Source organism: Arthrobacter sp. NPDC080073 (genome assembly GCF_040686575.1).
In the GTDB taxonomy this organism is placed as follows: Bacteria; Actinomycetota; Actinomycetes; order Actinomycetales; family Micrococcaceae; genus Arthrobacter.
Window position 1 is genome coordinate 14,620 of record NZ_JBFBKR010000014.1, and the last position, 13,596, is coordinate 28,215.

Below are 13,596 nucleotides of genomic sequence, written 5' to 3' on the forward strand. Positions count from 1 at the left end.
GTCACATTGCGCAAGTTCCTCTCGAACTTTAGCCCCCCGGGGAGGCCAGCCTGTTCTACAGTACCTGTTAAGTGAGTAAGCACACACTTCTATCGACGGTAGAAAAACCGCTATATGACGCGGTTTTCCGGCGCGTCCGGCCACCGTCATGTTAGGACGACAGGCCACCGGGAGCCTTTAGGAATCCAGTTTGGTCAGCGGCGCGTAACGCAACAGCAGCCGTTTCTCACCGACGTCGAACTTCACCTTCGCCACGGTCTTGTCACCGGCGCCTTCGACGCCGATCACGGTGCCGTTGCCGAAGCTCGTGTGGTTCACTTTGTCCCCCACGACGACGGCGAGCACTTCCTTTTGCGGCTGGACGCGGTTGCGTATGACGGCGGCCGGCACGTCGGCGTTGAAGCCCGCCGTAGCGCTGGCGGCAGCCCCGCGCGACGTTCCGGCGCCCCAGAAGGATCCGCCGTAACGCCCGGAACCGATGGGGGCGTTGCCCCAGCCGCTGACTTGGCGGGAGGTGCCTTCGCGCTTCCACTCCACGAGACCGGTGGGGATTTCCTCAAGGAATTGGCTGGCGGGGTTGTATTGGCTCTGGCCCCACATGCTGCGGACCTCCGAGCGCGTCACATAGAGGCGCTTCCGTGCACGGGTGAGGCCAACATAGGCCAGGCGACGTTCTTCTGCCAGTTCCTTTGGATCCGTTGCGGAGCGCTGATGCGGGAACAGCCCGTGTTCCATGCCGGTCAGGAAGACCACCGGAAATTCCAGGCCCTTGGCGGTGTGGAGGGTCATGAGCGTGACCACGCCCATTCGCTTGGCCTCTGCCACGGCGGCGGCTGCGTCCTCGGAGGATCCCTCCGGAGCGTCCGGGATCTGGTCGGCGTCGGCTACGAGGGAGACCTGCTCCAGGAACTCACCGAGTGAGCCCTCGGGGTTGTCTCGCTCGTATTCCCGGACCACCGCGACAAGTTCGGCGAGGTTTTCCACACGGGATTCGTCTTGCGGATCGGTGCTGGCGCGGAGCCCGGCAAGGTAACCGGTCTGTTCCAGGACGGCCTCCAAGGCTGCCGCGGCCCCGGAACCCGACGCTACTTCGGCCAAGTCATCAAGGAGCTTCACGAAGCCCAGGACCGCATTCACGGAGCGGGTGGCCATGCCGGGAGCCTGGTCCGCTTTGCGCGCCGCAGTCATGAACGACGTCCGTTCGCGTTCGGCGAGCGCCGCCACGGCGCCTTCGGCACGATCGCCGATTCCCCGCTTGGGTTCGTTGAGGACGCGACGCAAATTGACGTCGTCGTCCGGGTTCACCAGGACACGAAGGTACGCGAGGGCGTCCTTGATTTCCTTGCGCTCGTAGAAGCGGGTGCCACCCACCACTTTGTACGGCAGGCCGACGCGGACCAGGACGTCTTCAATGGAGCGGGACTGGGCGTTGGTGCGGTAGAAAATGGCGACGTCGCCTGGACGCAGCCCCTCTTCGTCCTGGAGCCGGTCGATTTCCTTGGCGATGAACTGGGCTTCGTCGTGCTCGTTCTCCCCCACGTAGCCGATGATCTTCTCGCCGTCGCCCTCGGCCGTCCAGAGTTTCTTGTCCGGGCGGTTGGGGTTGCGCGAAATAACGGAGTTCGCCGCGCTCAGGATGTTCTGGGTGGAGCGGTAGTTCTGCTCCAACTTGATGGTGCGGGCTTCGGGGTAGTCCTTCTCGAATTCGACGATGTTGCGGATGTCCGCACCACGGAAGGCGTAGATGGATTGATCGGAGTCGCCGACGACGGTCAGCTCGCTCGCCTGGGGACCCTCGCCGACGATTTCGCGGACCAATGCGTACTGGGCGTGGTTGGTGTCCTGGTATTCGTCCACGAGGACGTGGCGGAATCGACGGCGGTAGGACTCTGCGAGCGCGGGGAAGGCACGGAACATGTAGACGGTCTGCGCGATGAGGTCGTCGAAGTCCATGGCATTGGCCTGGCGCAAGCGCTGGGTGTAGCCCTTGAAGACCTCGGCCACGGCTTGTTCGAAGGGTTCGTTGTAATTGGCGCTCGACGCGAACTCGTCGTCGTCAATGAGCTCGTTCTTGAGGGCCGAGATCTTGTGCTGGATGGCTTTGGGGGCGAACTTCTTGGGGTCGAGGTCCAGGTTCTTCGCGACGAGCGTGATGAGCCGCAGGGAGTCTGCGGAGTCGTAGATGGAGAAGTTGGATTTCAGCCCCACGTTGGCGGCTTCGCGCCGCAGGATGCGCACGCAGGAGGAGTGGAACGTGGAGATCCACATGGCCTTGGCGCGGGCACCCACCAGGGCCTCGATGCGTTCCCGCATTTCCGCGGCCGCCTTGTTGGTGAAGGTGATGGCCAGGATCTCGCCGTGGTGGGCCCGTCTGGTGGCGATCAGGTACGCAATGCGGTTTGACAGCACGCGGGTTTTGCCCGAACCCGCTCCGGCCACGATCAGCAAGGGGCTGCCGGCATGCTTGACGGCCTCCTCCTGCTGGGGGTTCAATCCTTCGAGCAATGCCTCCGCGGACGGCAAGCCCGGGTGGGGCACAGAGCCGCCGGGCACAGGGCCACCGGGCACAGGACCACCGGACGCCGGGCCGCCGGACGCCGGGCCGCCGGACGCCGGGCCGCCGGACGCCGGGCCGCTTCCGGCGCGTGAAAGCATGGCCGGAGCGGCCTTGGTGGCAGCTCGGCTTGCAGCTTTGAAGGGGCCATCCGCGTACGGGTCAAACAACATATCCATGGTGTTTACCAGTCTAGGCGGTGGCCCTGACACCGGAGGACCCGCATGATCTTCCGCGGTGTCCGTCAAATACCGGCCCGGACGGGAAATACCGGGGCTGCGAAGTGCTCTCCCAATTATGCTTCTTGGGAGCTACGAGTTCGCTGGGACAGGGGCACATCCGAAGGAGCGGCATGCGGAGAAAACGAGGAGCTTGGACGACGCGCCGCCCCGATGTGGTGTCGAAATACGGAACCCTCCTGGGGTTGTGCATCACCACTGCCTCAAGCTTCTTCCTGGCTGCGGCCAAACGGCTCGAGCCGTGGGAGTTCGTGGCTGCGTACGTTATCCTTGCCGCGGTCCTCGCCTGCTTCGCCCTGATGCTCCACACGGATGCGTGGCCGCAGGGCTGGCGGTTCTGCTCGGACTGATCCTGCTCGCGGAACTGTTGGGCTCCGAACAACGCGACGAGTTCGATCCCGTTTTCCTCCCTTACGCCCTGGTCCTTTCGGCAAGTTCCGTCCTCGTCCTCTCGATGCGCAAAACCTGGCGCTCGATCCTGTTCACATTCATGGCGTTCCTTCTTGTCCTCGGGTACACAGTGATCTCCGCCTCGGCGGTGGGCGTCCGTCCCGCGAGCGCTTTCATACTGACGGCGACCTGGATTATCACTTTGGCGATGCGGCTTGGCGGACCACGGGCCTTGGCCCTCTACTGGGGAGATTTCGCCGTGCGCCAGGAGTCCGTGGCAGCCCATATCGTGGCTCAGAACCGGCGCAGCTCCGTGGCGTGGAACACGAGGCATTTGCACGACACCGCCCTGCGCACCCTCGCCGTGATCGGCCGCCAAGGCGCCGGTCTGTCGTCGAAGGAACTGGGAGAAATGCTCGACGCCGGCACCTCTCCGGGAACGACGTCCCGGCCGGGACGCCCGCTGCCCGGATGGACCGGCGTCGACTTCGGCGCTTCGACATCCCCCGAGACACCGGAACCCGGCGGCCTCGCCGACCGGCTGCGCCGGATCGCCGAGAAGCGGGCACGGGATGGCTTCAGCGTGGAGGTCCATGGGATGACCGGACCGCTGACCGAACCTGTCCAGGCTGCCTTGTTGGCGGCGATGGATGAATGCATCCTCAACGCCGACAGGCACGCCGGCGCAGGACATGTGGATGTCCTGCTATCCAGGACCTCGGATCACGTATCAGTGGTGGTCAGCGATTCCGGTTGTGGATTCGACCCTTCGAAACTCCCCGCCGACAGGCTGGGCGTCAAGGAATCCGTCCTTGCCCGGATGCGCGATGCCGGTGGACATGCGCAAGTCTTTTCCGCGCCTGGACGAGGCACGACGATTTTGCTCCAAACGGTGGCCGCATGACAATGCCGGCTGTGTCCCGGACCAGCGTGGAGGGACCCCTCTTCGTGTCCCGTGGAATTTTGGCGACGGCTTGCGTCGTGCTGTGGATCCTCAATTCCTACCTCGCTTTTGAAGCAGGCAGCAGGATTGGTGCTGACCCGTGGTACTTCCTGGCTACCGGCCTCGATTTGTTGGGACTATTCGTCGCCGACCAGGCATCCGATGCCGTCACTCCACGGGGCCGGCTGGCCAATCTGCGTGCCGTGTGGCTGGTCCTGGCCGTTGCTTCCGCTTGCTGCTCGGCATTGGCTACCGTGCGGGAACCGGGGCTCGCACTGATCGGAGCGGATGCCCTGCTCTCCGCCGTCGCGGTCCTCCTGGTGTCCCACCGATGGAATCTTCGTGGATTCCTCACCCTTACGGTCGCGACCGCTGCGATCAACACAGCCGTCTATGCCGTCACTCCCGGAGCTGACCCGCGGGCGACGTCGAACATCTTCTTCCTTTCGCTCCTGCCCGGTGTGGTCGGAACGGTGAGCGTGCTGCTGCGCAGGGACGCCATCCAGCGGAAAGGAGCGCGGGGCCTGAGCGGACGGCTCGACGCCCTGACGCGGGCCATCGACGCCAAAACGTCGGCCCGGGAGCTCGAGCTCGCGATCACCAAGACCCGGATCGAAGAATTGTTTGCCAAGGTGGCGCAGGCACCCTCCGTGCCCTTGGACCCCGCGGTGGCCCGGGAAGCGAGGGAGCTTGCGGGTCACTTGCGGCAGTTGTTGCTCGAGGAAGGGTCCGGTAATTGGCTCGCAGAGGCATTGGAACTGGAGGGCCTGGCAGGCACTGTCCATATTGCCCAGCCCACTGACGTGGTGGAAGAGCTGCCGGAGAGCTCACGTCCGGCCATCCTGGCTGCCACCATGCTGATGGCAGCGGGCGCCACGTTGCGGGGCACGCACCGCGGCGGCGCCGCTCCACGGCCAAGGGAGGCACACCGCATCCACTTCTTTGCCCAGAAGTCCGGTCAGAACGGTGCACGCCTGACGTGGCGCATTGGCGGAGCCCGCAAGAAACAGCTCTCACCCCTGTTGTGGACCGAGCTGGATTCGCTGGGCCGCGCCAACGCGAGCAATGACCGGGAAGGCTGCAGCATCGTGGTTGACACAGCGGGGTGGCGACGTTGACCTCCGTCCTGCTCATCGACCGGCACCAGCTCTTGATCGACTCCTTGTCGCAGTGGCTTCTCATGAATGCTCCGGAAATCCGTGTCCTGGCTGGCACCTCGTCCTGGTCTCACGAAGACGGCACACCCCAAGGTGACGCTGCCGTCAAGGCCGATGTCGCCGTCGTCGGCGAACTTCACGGAAGCGAAGCCGCGAATCTTGCCGGTATCGTCTCCTCGCTGAGGGCATCGGGGATGCAGGTAGTCCTGCTGGCGGACCGGCAGCCCTTGATGGTCATCAAGTCAGCCCTCGACGCCGGCGCGCTGGCCGTTGTGCCCAAGTCTGCCGATCCTGGCCATACCGCGGCCGCGATCCGCGCGGCGGCATCCGGCCGGCGATACCTTCATCCGGAGATCACGGGCATGCTTGACTCAACAGCCAGCACGAGGGTCGAGTTGTCAGTCAGGGAACGGCGGCTGGTGGAGCTGTACCTTGGACCCATGCCTCGAAGCATCAGGGAGGTGGCAGACGTTTTGGCGATCAGCGAGCAGACGGTCAAGTCCCACCTGCACAGGGTCCGGCAACGCTACGCGGCCGCGGGCTTCAACGTGGGAAACATCATCAGCCTCCAGGAACAACTTCGAAAAGACGGCTGGCTGGGCTAAACGACGTGCGGCTATGTGTGCGGCCGGGGCGATTTCGACGCAAGAATGCTCACCAAAGCCACCAAGAGCGGAACGCACAATGCGGACATGAACCCGGCCACAATCATCTGGCGGTGGATGTCCGGCTGCCCCTCCAAAATGAGGACAAACCAGAACTGCGCCCAGCAGCCAAGGACCATCACCACGGCAAGGCGTCCTATTCCGGACTTCCTTCGCGCGGCAACGGCGAAGCCCAAGAGCAGCGTCAACAGGTGGAGGCCAGGCAAAGCAACCGGAGCCGCTTTCATCGCCGTGTACAGGCCCAGGACCACAGGCACCCGGCGTTCCTTGGCGGCGGGACCTTGGCCCGAATCCGCCATGTACGATCCCGCGTCACTGAGTTCGGGCGTGAGCAGGGCGCTGATCCCCCGCTCCCCCATGCCGATCAGGCGTTCCGGATGGGTGGCAAAGAACGCGCCGATCTTGCCGCGGTTGATCTGTTCCCCAAACTGCGGGTAATGCGGGTTGTACACCGCCGAATTGATGGAGTCCATGGTGCTGCCCGAGGCCGTCACGAAACTCCGGTCCAGTCCCAGCCACCTCAAATCCGTGACGGGATCCGGGCTGCTGGGCAGGATCGACGCGAAGACAGTGTTGTAGAGCTTCACTTCCGTAGCGCGCTTCGGCTCTACCGCGATGAATGCCACTGCAACCCCCGCAATGGCGGCCACGGCTGCCGCGGACATCACGAACGCCTGCCACTGACGACGCGCGGAGCTCGCCCGCCGTCGGGCGCCCGAAGGCAACCACAGGAGCGCCAAGGCAACCACCGGCAACCAGGACACCATCTGCGGCATGGCCGAGACCGTGAACGCGGCCGCGAGGACCACCACCAACAGCGATGCCCAGCGCGGCCGTCCGCCGTTCCAGTAGCGAAGCAGCGCCACCGCCAAGGCAAGAACGCCCAGGAAGGCAGCGGGCTCGCTGTAGGGCGACACGAAGAAGTCCGCAAAAACCCCGTCCGCCGTGACCAGGGTGACGAGCGCGGCGATCAGTACCCGGAACGGTGTCCGGCCCGGCAACGCCGCCACGAGTCCGGCGATGAGGGCGCCGAAGACAACACAGCAGACAATCCCCACCGCACGCGTATCCAGGCCAGGTCCCCAAGAAAGGACCGGCGTGAGCCATTTTCCCAGCCACAAGAGCAGCAATTGTGAGGAATAGACGGGCTCTCCGGATCCAGTGAAGCCGCAGGCCTCACCGTAGTAATGGTGCGGGACCCAGCTCGGATGGACGAAATTCGTGAAGTCCGTATGGCCCCACGGCCTGAGGTTCCGGACACCCAGCGAACAAAGCAGTTGGTGACCGGCCCCTTGCTCGGCCATGCCCACGGTTTGGGGCACGAACAAGCGGAAGATCATGATGAGCGAGGCAAGCATGCCGGACAACACGGCAACGCCGCGCAGGCGGGGTGGCCGCGGCGCGCCCGGCCCCACCTCACCCGGCCCGAACGTCCTCGCCAGGTAGGCGGCCGCCGAGCGCAGCGGGCCCGCGGTCCCGCTTTTCCGGCGGAGGCGTTCGGGGGCGAATCCCGTGGACCGTTCGGATTCCGGGACATCCGGCCGTGCGTCAATCACGATTCTGCCCTCCCGCCGGCGCGAGCGTACCTGTGAAGGTGCCTGTGCCTGGACTGGACTGCACATTGGACGGCAAGACATTGGACGGCAAGGGGGCGACGGCGCAGCGCACCGTGTGCGCGCCGTTCACCGTCCGGATGACCGGACGCTGCGTGATCCCGGCCGGGAGGGCGTCAACGCCGAGGAACTGCAAGGCATAGGGCAGGCAGCGCGCGTTTCGCGCCGCGGGAGTGGCCACGCTGCTCTCCAGGTTGAACCACGCGCTGATGTCCTCCGCGGTGTGGGGCTCGGTACATGGAACGTCGACGCCGGCGTCGCTGAACCGGCCGTCCGCGAGTTCCTGTCGGTAGCAGAGCCGCAGGGCAGCCGCGTCAGGGCCGGCCAGCACGTCCTTGAAATCCAAAGTCGTGGTCCGGGGAGTCCCGTCGTCCGCGGCCAGGAGCACATCGCAACGTATGGCCCGGGCGCCGCGTTCCCAGTCGGCCCGGCTCGGAGCGTACCCGGCGATAGCCAGCCCAGTTGTACCGTCCCGCTCTCCGGCGCCAAGATACCTCCGGAGCGAGGCGACATCGCACAAGCGCGCGGTGAGGGCTTTGAGCTCCTGTTGCCCCGGCCTTGTTCCCCGCCCCGACAAGGGAGCCGGAACCTGCGTGACCTTGTAGGTCTGGGCTGTGTGCGGCTCAGCGCAGGCAACCGGCGGGCCCGGTTCGCTGACGGCGCCGAATTGTTCCGGGGAGACAATCACATGGCACTCGCCCACTGTCGGTTTGCCGGTGGGCGCTCCGGGAAGGGTCTGGTTGCATCCACTCAGGACTCCTGCGATGATCAACGCCACAGCCCCCGATCCAGCGCGTTTCGCCAAGCTACGCGGCACGCCGCCCCCGGTCGGTCTTGCCCGCGCGGACCAGAACAATGATGGCCGCCACAAAACCGGTGATCACTACAAAAGAACCGAGGAAATGGTGCATGAGGCTGAAACCCTGCTCGCCCCATGCCTGCTGCGCGCCCGCGATCATAAAGAACCTCAAGCCGTTGCTGACAATGACAATCAGCAAAGCCAAGGCGGCGGCGCGGGCCAACCGTGGCACAGCGATGCGGCCCATGAGGAACAAAATCCCGCACAAGGCCAGGACGGGGGCGATCAGTACCGCGCTGGAGCACAATCCGGTCACCATCAGGCCGAAGGGTTGCCCACCGCCGATGTTGTGGAAGATGACGTCACGGACGCTGTAGGACGAGCCTTCGAGCATCCGGTCGAACACCCAGGCCATGGCCCAGGCCTCGGAACTGCGGATGCTTTCCTGGTGCAGCATGGCCAGGATGGCCGCCGCCAAACATGCCAGGCCGGGAAAAACCCCGCCCTGGCTCGAGCGGAGCCTTGCGGCGCGAGGACCTTGCGGCCCTGCGGAGTATTCGACACTCGTGGACATTAGGCTTCCTTCGCTAACAGCTGGGCGTCGTTCTCGTTGTTGCGCCGGGTTTTCGCCCAGCCGTGGCGTCCTGTGACCAAGCGGTATGTTGCCCTCAACACGGATACGTAGTTCTGGTACATGTAGAGCCAGTAACCGACTCCCCACAGGACTCCTACCAAGCGGCTCTTGTCCGGGGCTGCCTGCTTGCGGTAGACGGGACCCCACAAGGCGAATGGGGCGATGCCCGTGACGAAGATGAGCGGGACGATGAACCAGGACGCTGCCAGCCAGGCCTGGAATCCACCCATTGTCAGGGAGCCCTGGGCCACCATCGTGATGAACAGCGTGGGCCACAAGACGAGGCCGAGGATCTGGATGAACGGTTGGACCAGGAAATAGCTGCATTCGATGGCCCCAATGTTGCTGAAGTACGAAGACTCGAATATTCGCGCCAGATAGCTGCTGCATTGCATTCCGCCGTGGCACCAGCGGGTCCTCTGGGTCAGTAGTCGGCGAAGCCCCGGAAGTGCCTCCTGCGAAACGTGGGCGTCATGCATGTATACGGTCTTGTAGCCGCTCAGCATCACGTGGATCGCAAGCTCGTAATCCTCCAGGAGGGCCCCATGCCATGGTTGCCCGGAGGTCCTGGCAATCACGTCGAGGGCGGAAAGCCGGGTGAACTGCCCGTTGCCGCCCAAACCAACAGTCAAGGTGTGGCGGCGGAGCGACTGCATGGCGGCGATGGTGGTGCGGAACTCCATGTCCTGCATGAGGATGAGGTACCGGGCGAAGCCCTGCTTCACGCGTCCGAATCCAGTAGCGGTCTTCAATGCCGGGTCATCCACATTGGACATCCACACGGCGCTCTGCGCGGCTCCCACCTCAGGATCCCCGAAGGCAAGTGGTCCGGCGGCCTGCCGGAACGCGTTTTCGGACATGAGCCCATCGGCGTCGAGCACCATGACGATCACCGTTTCGCGATCGGCGCCGGAAGGCAGCCAATCGTCCAAGGCCCGGTACGCCGCGTTCAGCGCGTCGCCCTTGCCTGAACGGGCGTCCGGGAGAAACCGGCGCACAAGGTGAACCAAGGGGTCGGTCATGGATGCGCCCTGCACGATGTGGGCCGTGGCGTCTTCACTGGCATCGTCCACAACCCAGACATGAGCCTCCGGAAATTGTCCCCGCAGCTTCGCCAGGGTATTGCCGATTACTGTTTCCTCGTCGCGGCACGGTATGAACACGTGCCACATGAAGCCCCCAGGTGTTCCCTCCGGATCGGGTGTCCTGCGCAGGAACGGAACCAGGATCACGCTGATGTAGGCCAGGAACACCACCAACAGCACGAATGCCAGAGCTTGCGCGGACTCGAGTACTGACATGTCTCCCCGATAGTGCTTTGAGGCTGTTTACGGCCGTTTCAAGAAAAGTTGAAGCAGGGCGGCCCCCTGAGGTAGGGCCGCCCCGCGGATGACGCAGTCAGGAATCCTTGCGGCCTGCAGCCCGCTTCGCGGTCTTGAGCCGGCTGTTGCGCAGGACCACGAACCCGGCGATCAACAACGCAATGGCCAGAAGGATAACCCAGCCAAGGGCCGGCGCTCCGGTGACAGCGAGCGTTCCGCCGCCCGCCACCGCGCCCCCTGTCGTCGCACTATTTCCGTACATGCTGACTGTTCCTTCCGTCGTTCTTCTCTAGTGCGGGCAGGCGCCATCAGACGGCCACAATCGCGGTCCGACGGCGTGCGCGGAAGAACAACCAGCCAACAAACGCAAGCAATCCCACTGCGCCCCCGATAGCCAAGCTGTCCTTGTTGACCAGCGGGATTGCCGCTGCAAGCAGGTTCGGGCCTACGGAGGCGTTGGCCAGATTGACGGTGGCGAGGCTGCCGCCGGCTATGCCCACTTGGAGCGCACGCTCGGCGAAGATGCCGCCGCTTGTCTGCTGCACGTTGACCTTGGCCGAGACCAGCGCGGTGAGGGCGTTGGACAACGGGGTCACGATGGTCGAGGACATTCCCGACACAACGCCGTTCAGGGCTGTGGTCAGGACGGCCAGCGCGGGGGTCGCAGTGATCTGCGCAATTGGGCCGAGCGCGTTGACTGCGGCGGTCGCGCTGGCCAGCGTGGAGTTGACCACGCTGGTGATCTTGGCGGCAACAGCCTGCGGCAGGAACGAAACGAGATCCGTGCCAGGGGGCAAGGCGTTCAGGCTCGGCACACCGGCAACGGCCAGGAGATCTGCCTCCGTGATGGAGATCGTCCCAGCTGAAACAGGATTCGCCACAGTGACGCCCAAGGGACCCAGGACAAGGTTGGCGGTGTTGATGGCGGCGCCAACAGTGCCGGCAACTCCGCCAATGACCGTTCCGCCAAGATCAGCCGATACGCCCGCAAGGGAATAGGCGCCGGCGGGAGCTGCCCCCTGGTCCTGTTTGGCGGCGGCGGCCAGCGTGGTGATCTTCAGATCCAGGTTCACGAGATCGGCGCCACCAAGGATGTTGGCCGTGCCCGCCTTGATTTCGGCGGCCGGGATGCCGGGGCTTCCCGACGTCGGCAGGCCGCCGGGCAGGGTGACGAGGCCCGGTGCTCCGGAGACCGTACCGGAGAACGCCGCCGAGGATCCGTCATTGACGGCCTTGCCATACTGGCTGACGGCGCCCAGCTGGATGATTCCGTTGTTGCCCAGCAACGGAATGTTTCCCGCACCGACGTTCACGACGCCGAAGGCGGCGGAAAGATCGAGCGGAGTGTTGTTTTCGATGACCGCCGGGCCTGATGGCGGTGTGCCGATCTGCTGGGCTGTTGCCGCGCCGTTGGATGCCACACCCGCAAAGTTCGGAATCGCAAGGACACTGCCGTCAATGATCTGTCCGCTGCCCGAGGAAATAACGTCAGCGGGTCCGGCCGTGGCTGCTGGTGCCGCAACCAGGCCGAAACCCAGCGCTACGACGGCGCTGACACCCACCGCGGCGGACCATGTCCTGTGTCTCGTTTTCAAGTATTGCCCCCTCGTGAGAGTTGCAGTCACGCCGTGCGCGCTGCAACTGAAACCTTGGAGGACGCACGTCCCCCCGTGGAGAAAGTAAACAAGGCCCGTGGCGAGCGCTTCCCGAGGGTACCCGAATGGGTTAAGCGACGAAGTCCGGGCGTCGCTGACCCAGTCCCACCATGGAGTCGATGGCCGCCACGGCACGGGCGGCCGCGCCGCCGTCGCCGTAAGGGTTCACTGCCGTGGCCATCGCCGAATACAGCGCGTCGTCCCGCATCAGAGCGTTGACGGCGTCCACGATGGTTTGCTCTTCCGTCCCGACGAGCCGGGCCGTGCCTGCCGCCACGGCTTCGGGGCGTTCGGTGTTCTCACGCATCACCAGGACGGGCTTACCGAGGGCCGGCGCCTCCTCCTGGACCCCGCCCGAGTCCGTGAGGACCACGTGGCACAGACTCAGGAGTTTGGTGAATTGCAGGTAGCCGAGGGGTTCCGTCACAGTGATGTTCGGGACGCGATCGATTTCAGGCAGGACCGCTTCCCGCACGGCTGGATTCCGGTGCAACGGAAGGACTATTTCCACGTCCGGGCACCGGGCCGCGATCCGCGCGAGCGCCCTGCCCACACCCGCCATGGCTTGGCCCAGGTTTTCGCGGCGGTGGAGAGTCACCAACAGGATTCTGCGGCCTGAATCCTTGATGGCCCGGAGTGCGGGTTCGGCAAACTCAACGTCCCGTTTGACAGTCCCCAGCAGCGCGTCGATGACAGTGTTTCCGGTGACCGCGATATTCTCCGCCGGAATGCCCTCGGACAGCAGATTGTCCCTGCCTGTGGAAGTTGGCGCGAGATGCAGCGTGGCGATTTGCCCGAGCAAGCGGCGGTTCCCTTCCTCTGGAAATGGTGAATTCAGGTTGCCGCTGCGCAGGCCGGCCTCAAGGTGGACCACGGGAATTCCCTGATAGAACGCAGCCAGCCCCGCGGCCATGGCGGTGGTGGTGTCACCCTGGACCACTACCGCGTCCGGGCTGACCTCGTGGAGGACTTCCGTGACTCCACGCAGTGCCTTTTCCGTGATCCCGGCAAGGGTCTGGCGGGGCTGGATGATGTTCAGGTCATGCTCCGGGTAGACGCCGAAGAGCTCGTTGACCTGGTCCAGCATTTCCCGGTGCTGCCCAGTCACCGCTACCGGCGCCTTGTAACGGCCGGTTGCACGCAATGCATGGACCAGCGGCGCCATCTTGATGGCCTCCGGACGGGTGCCGTAAACGAGCAGGACAGTGCGGTTATCCAAATGTTCCCCCTGGGCTTGAGCTGCCGTCCGGAGATTAGCAACTGCCCAGCGTCCTGCGAGGGGTACTCCCCAATAGGGTCAATCCCCTCCGGTGGACATGCCCCCTCTCTCCTTGAACCACTGGACATAACAGCACTATGTCCACGGCTCAAGCCAAGGAGGGCGCATGCTCGCCCGAACCGCAGCACTATGTCCACCCCTCAAGCCAGGGAGGGCGCATGCTCACCGGAACCGCAGCACTGAATGACCACAGCACCCCGAACTCCGCGCCACCTCCAAGGGACATGCCCCCTCCTTGCTCGAACCATTGGACATAACAGCACTATGTCCACGGCTCAAGCCAAGGAGGGCGCATGCTCGCCCGAACCGCAGCACTATGTCCACCCCTCAAGCCAGGGAGGGCGCG

General features: G+C 64.6%; 12 protein-coding genes. 4 read left to right on the top strand and 8 right to left on the bottom strand.

Annotation, left to right across the window (positions count from 1 at the left end):
• Nucleotides 1-177: 177 nt before the first annotated feature.
• Nucleotides 178-2,733, bottom strand: coding sequence for a DNA helicase PcrA (gene pcrA / locus AB0O52_RS15805; RefSeq protein ID WP_364539204.1), 2,556 nt, complete (start codon nucleotides 2,731-2,733; stop codon nucleotides 178-180).
• A 173-nt stretch (nucleotides 2,734-2,906) separates the two neighbouring features.
• Between pcrA and AB0O52_RS15810 the strand changes: the two genes are divergently transcribed.
• From AB0O52_RS15810 to AB0O52_RS15825, 4 genes are read left to right on the top strand one after another with little or no spacing between them, the layout of a single operon-like run.
• Nucleotides 2,907-3,143, top strand: coding sequence for a hypothetical protein (locus AB0O52_RS15810; protein WP_364539207.1), 237 nt, complete (start codon nucleotides 2,907-2,909; stop codon nucleotides 3,141-3,143).
• Entirely contained in the window at nucleotides 3,110-4,087 is a 978-nt protein-coding gene (locus AB0O52_RS15815) for an ATP-binding protein (protein ID WP_364539210.1), read from the top strand. The genes AB0O52_RS15810 and AB0O52_RS15815 overlap by 34 nt, the downstream gene beginning before the upstream one ends.
• A complete protein-coding gene (locus AB0O52_RS15820; RefSeq protein WP_364539213.1) occupies nucleotides 4,084-5,244 on the top strand; it encodes a hypothetical protein in 1,161 nt (386 codons plus the stop codon). The genes AB0O52_RS15815 and AB0O52_RS15820 overlap by 4 nt, the downstream gene beginning before the upstream one ends.
• On the top strand, nucleotides 5,232-5,888 hold the full coding sequence (locus tag AB0O52_RS15825; RefSeq protein WP_364539216.1) for a sigma factor-like helix-turn-helix DNA-binding protein: 657 nt from the start codon (nucleotides 5,232-5,234) through the stop codon (nucleotides 5,886-5,888). The genes AB0O52_RS15820 and AB0O52_RS15825 overlap by 13 nt, the downstream gene beginning before the upstream one ends.
• Before the next feature lie 11 nt (nucleotides 5,889-5,899).
• Here AB0O52_RS15825 and AB0O52_RS15830 read toward each other — a convergent pair whose 3' ends face one another.
• From AB0O52_RS15830 to wecB, 7 genes are all read right to left on the bottom strand, one after another.
• The gene (locus tag AB0O52_RS15830) at nucleotides 5,900-7,504 is read right to left on the bottom strand and encodes a hypothetical protein (protein WP_364539219.1); all 1,605 of its coding nucleotides are present in this window, start codon (nucleotides 7,502-7,504) and stop codon (nucleotides 5,900-5,902) included.
• A complete protein-coding gene (locus AB0O52_RS15835; RefSeq protein ID WP_364539221.1) occupies nucleotides 7,497-8,339 on the bottom strand; it encodes a septum formation family protein in 843 nt (280 codons plus the stop codon). Before AB0O52_RS15835 ends, AB0O52_RS15830 begins: the two co-directional genes overlap by 8 nt.
• Nucleotides 8,340-8,367: 28 nt before the next feature.
• Nucleotides 8,368-8,934: an exosortase S gene (xrtS, locus tag AB0O52_RS15840; RefSeq protein ID WP_364539224.1), complete on the bottom strand. Its 567-nt coding sequence runs from the start codon at nucleotides 8,932-8,934 to the stop codon at nucleotides 8,368-8,370.
• A complete protein-coding gene (locus tag AB0O52_RS15845) occupies nucleotides 8,934-10,295 on the bottom strand; it encodes a glycosyltransferase family 2 protein (protein ID WP_364539226.1) in 1,362 nt (453 codons plus the stop codon). The genes xrtS and AB0O52_RS15845 overlap by 1 nt, the downstream gene beginning before the upstream one ends.
• A gap of 97 nt (nucleotides 10,296-10,392) precedes the next feature.
• The gene (locus tag AB0O52_RS15850; protein ID WP_364539227.1) at nucleotides 10,393-10,578 is read right to left on the bottom strand and encodes a hypothetical protein; all 186 of its coding nucleotides are present in this window, start codon (nucleotides 10,576-10,578) and stop codon (nucleotides 10,393-10,395) included.
• Between the two features lie 46 nt (nucleotides 10,579-10,624).
• Complete coding sequence (locus AB0O52_RS15855) at nucleotides 10,625-11,911, bottom strand: choice-of-anchor G family protein (protein WP_364539229.1); 1,287 nt, start codon at nucleotides 11,909-11,911, stop codon at nucleotides 10,625-10,627.
• A gap of 130 nt (nucleotides 11,912-12,041) precedes the next feature.
• The gene (gene wecB / locus AB0O52_RS15860) at nucleotides 12,042-13,190 is read right to left on the bottom strand and encodes a UDP-N-acetylglucosamine 2-epimerase (non-hydrolyzing) (protein ID WP_364539231.1); all 1,149 of its coding nucleotides are present in this window, start codon (nucleotides 13,188-13,190) and stop codon (nucleotides 12,042-12,044) included.
• Nucleotides 13,191-13,596: the final 406 nt, after the last annotated feature.

Bases quoted from the DNA above. Each gene is read 5' to 3' on its own strand.
- AB0O52_RS15810 (WP_364539207.1), top strand. From the start codon at position 2,907: ATGCGGAGAAAACGAGGAGCTTGGACGACGCGCCGCCCCGATGTGGTG.
- AB0O52_RS15845 (WP_364539226.1), bottom strand. From the start codon at position 10,295: ATGTCAGTACTCGAGTCCGCGCAAGCTCTGGCATTCGTGCTGTTGGTG.
- pcrA (WP_364539204.1), bottom strand. From the start codon at position 2,733: ATGGATATGTTGTTTGACCCGTACGCGGATGGCCCCTTCAAAGCTGCA.
- xrtS (WP_364539224.1), bottom strand. From the start codon at position 8,934: ATGTCCACGAGTGTCGAATACTCCGCAGGGCCGCAAGGTCCTCGCGCC.
- AB0O52_RS15850 (WP_364539227.1), bottom strand. From the start codon at position 10,578: ATGTACGGAAATAGTGCGACGACAGGGGGCGCGGTGGCGGGCGGCGGA.
- AB0O52_RS15820 (WP_364539213.1), top strand. From the start codon at position 4,084: ATGACAATGCCGGCTGTGTCCCGGACCAGCGTGGAGGGACCCCTCTTC.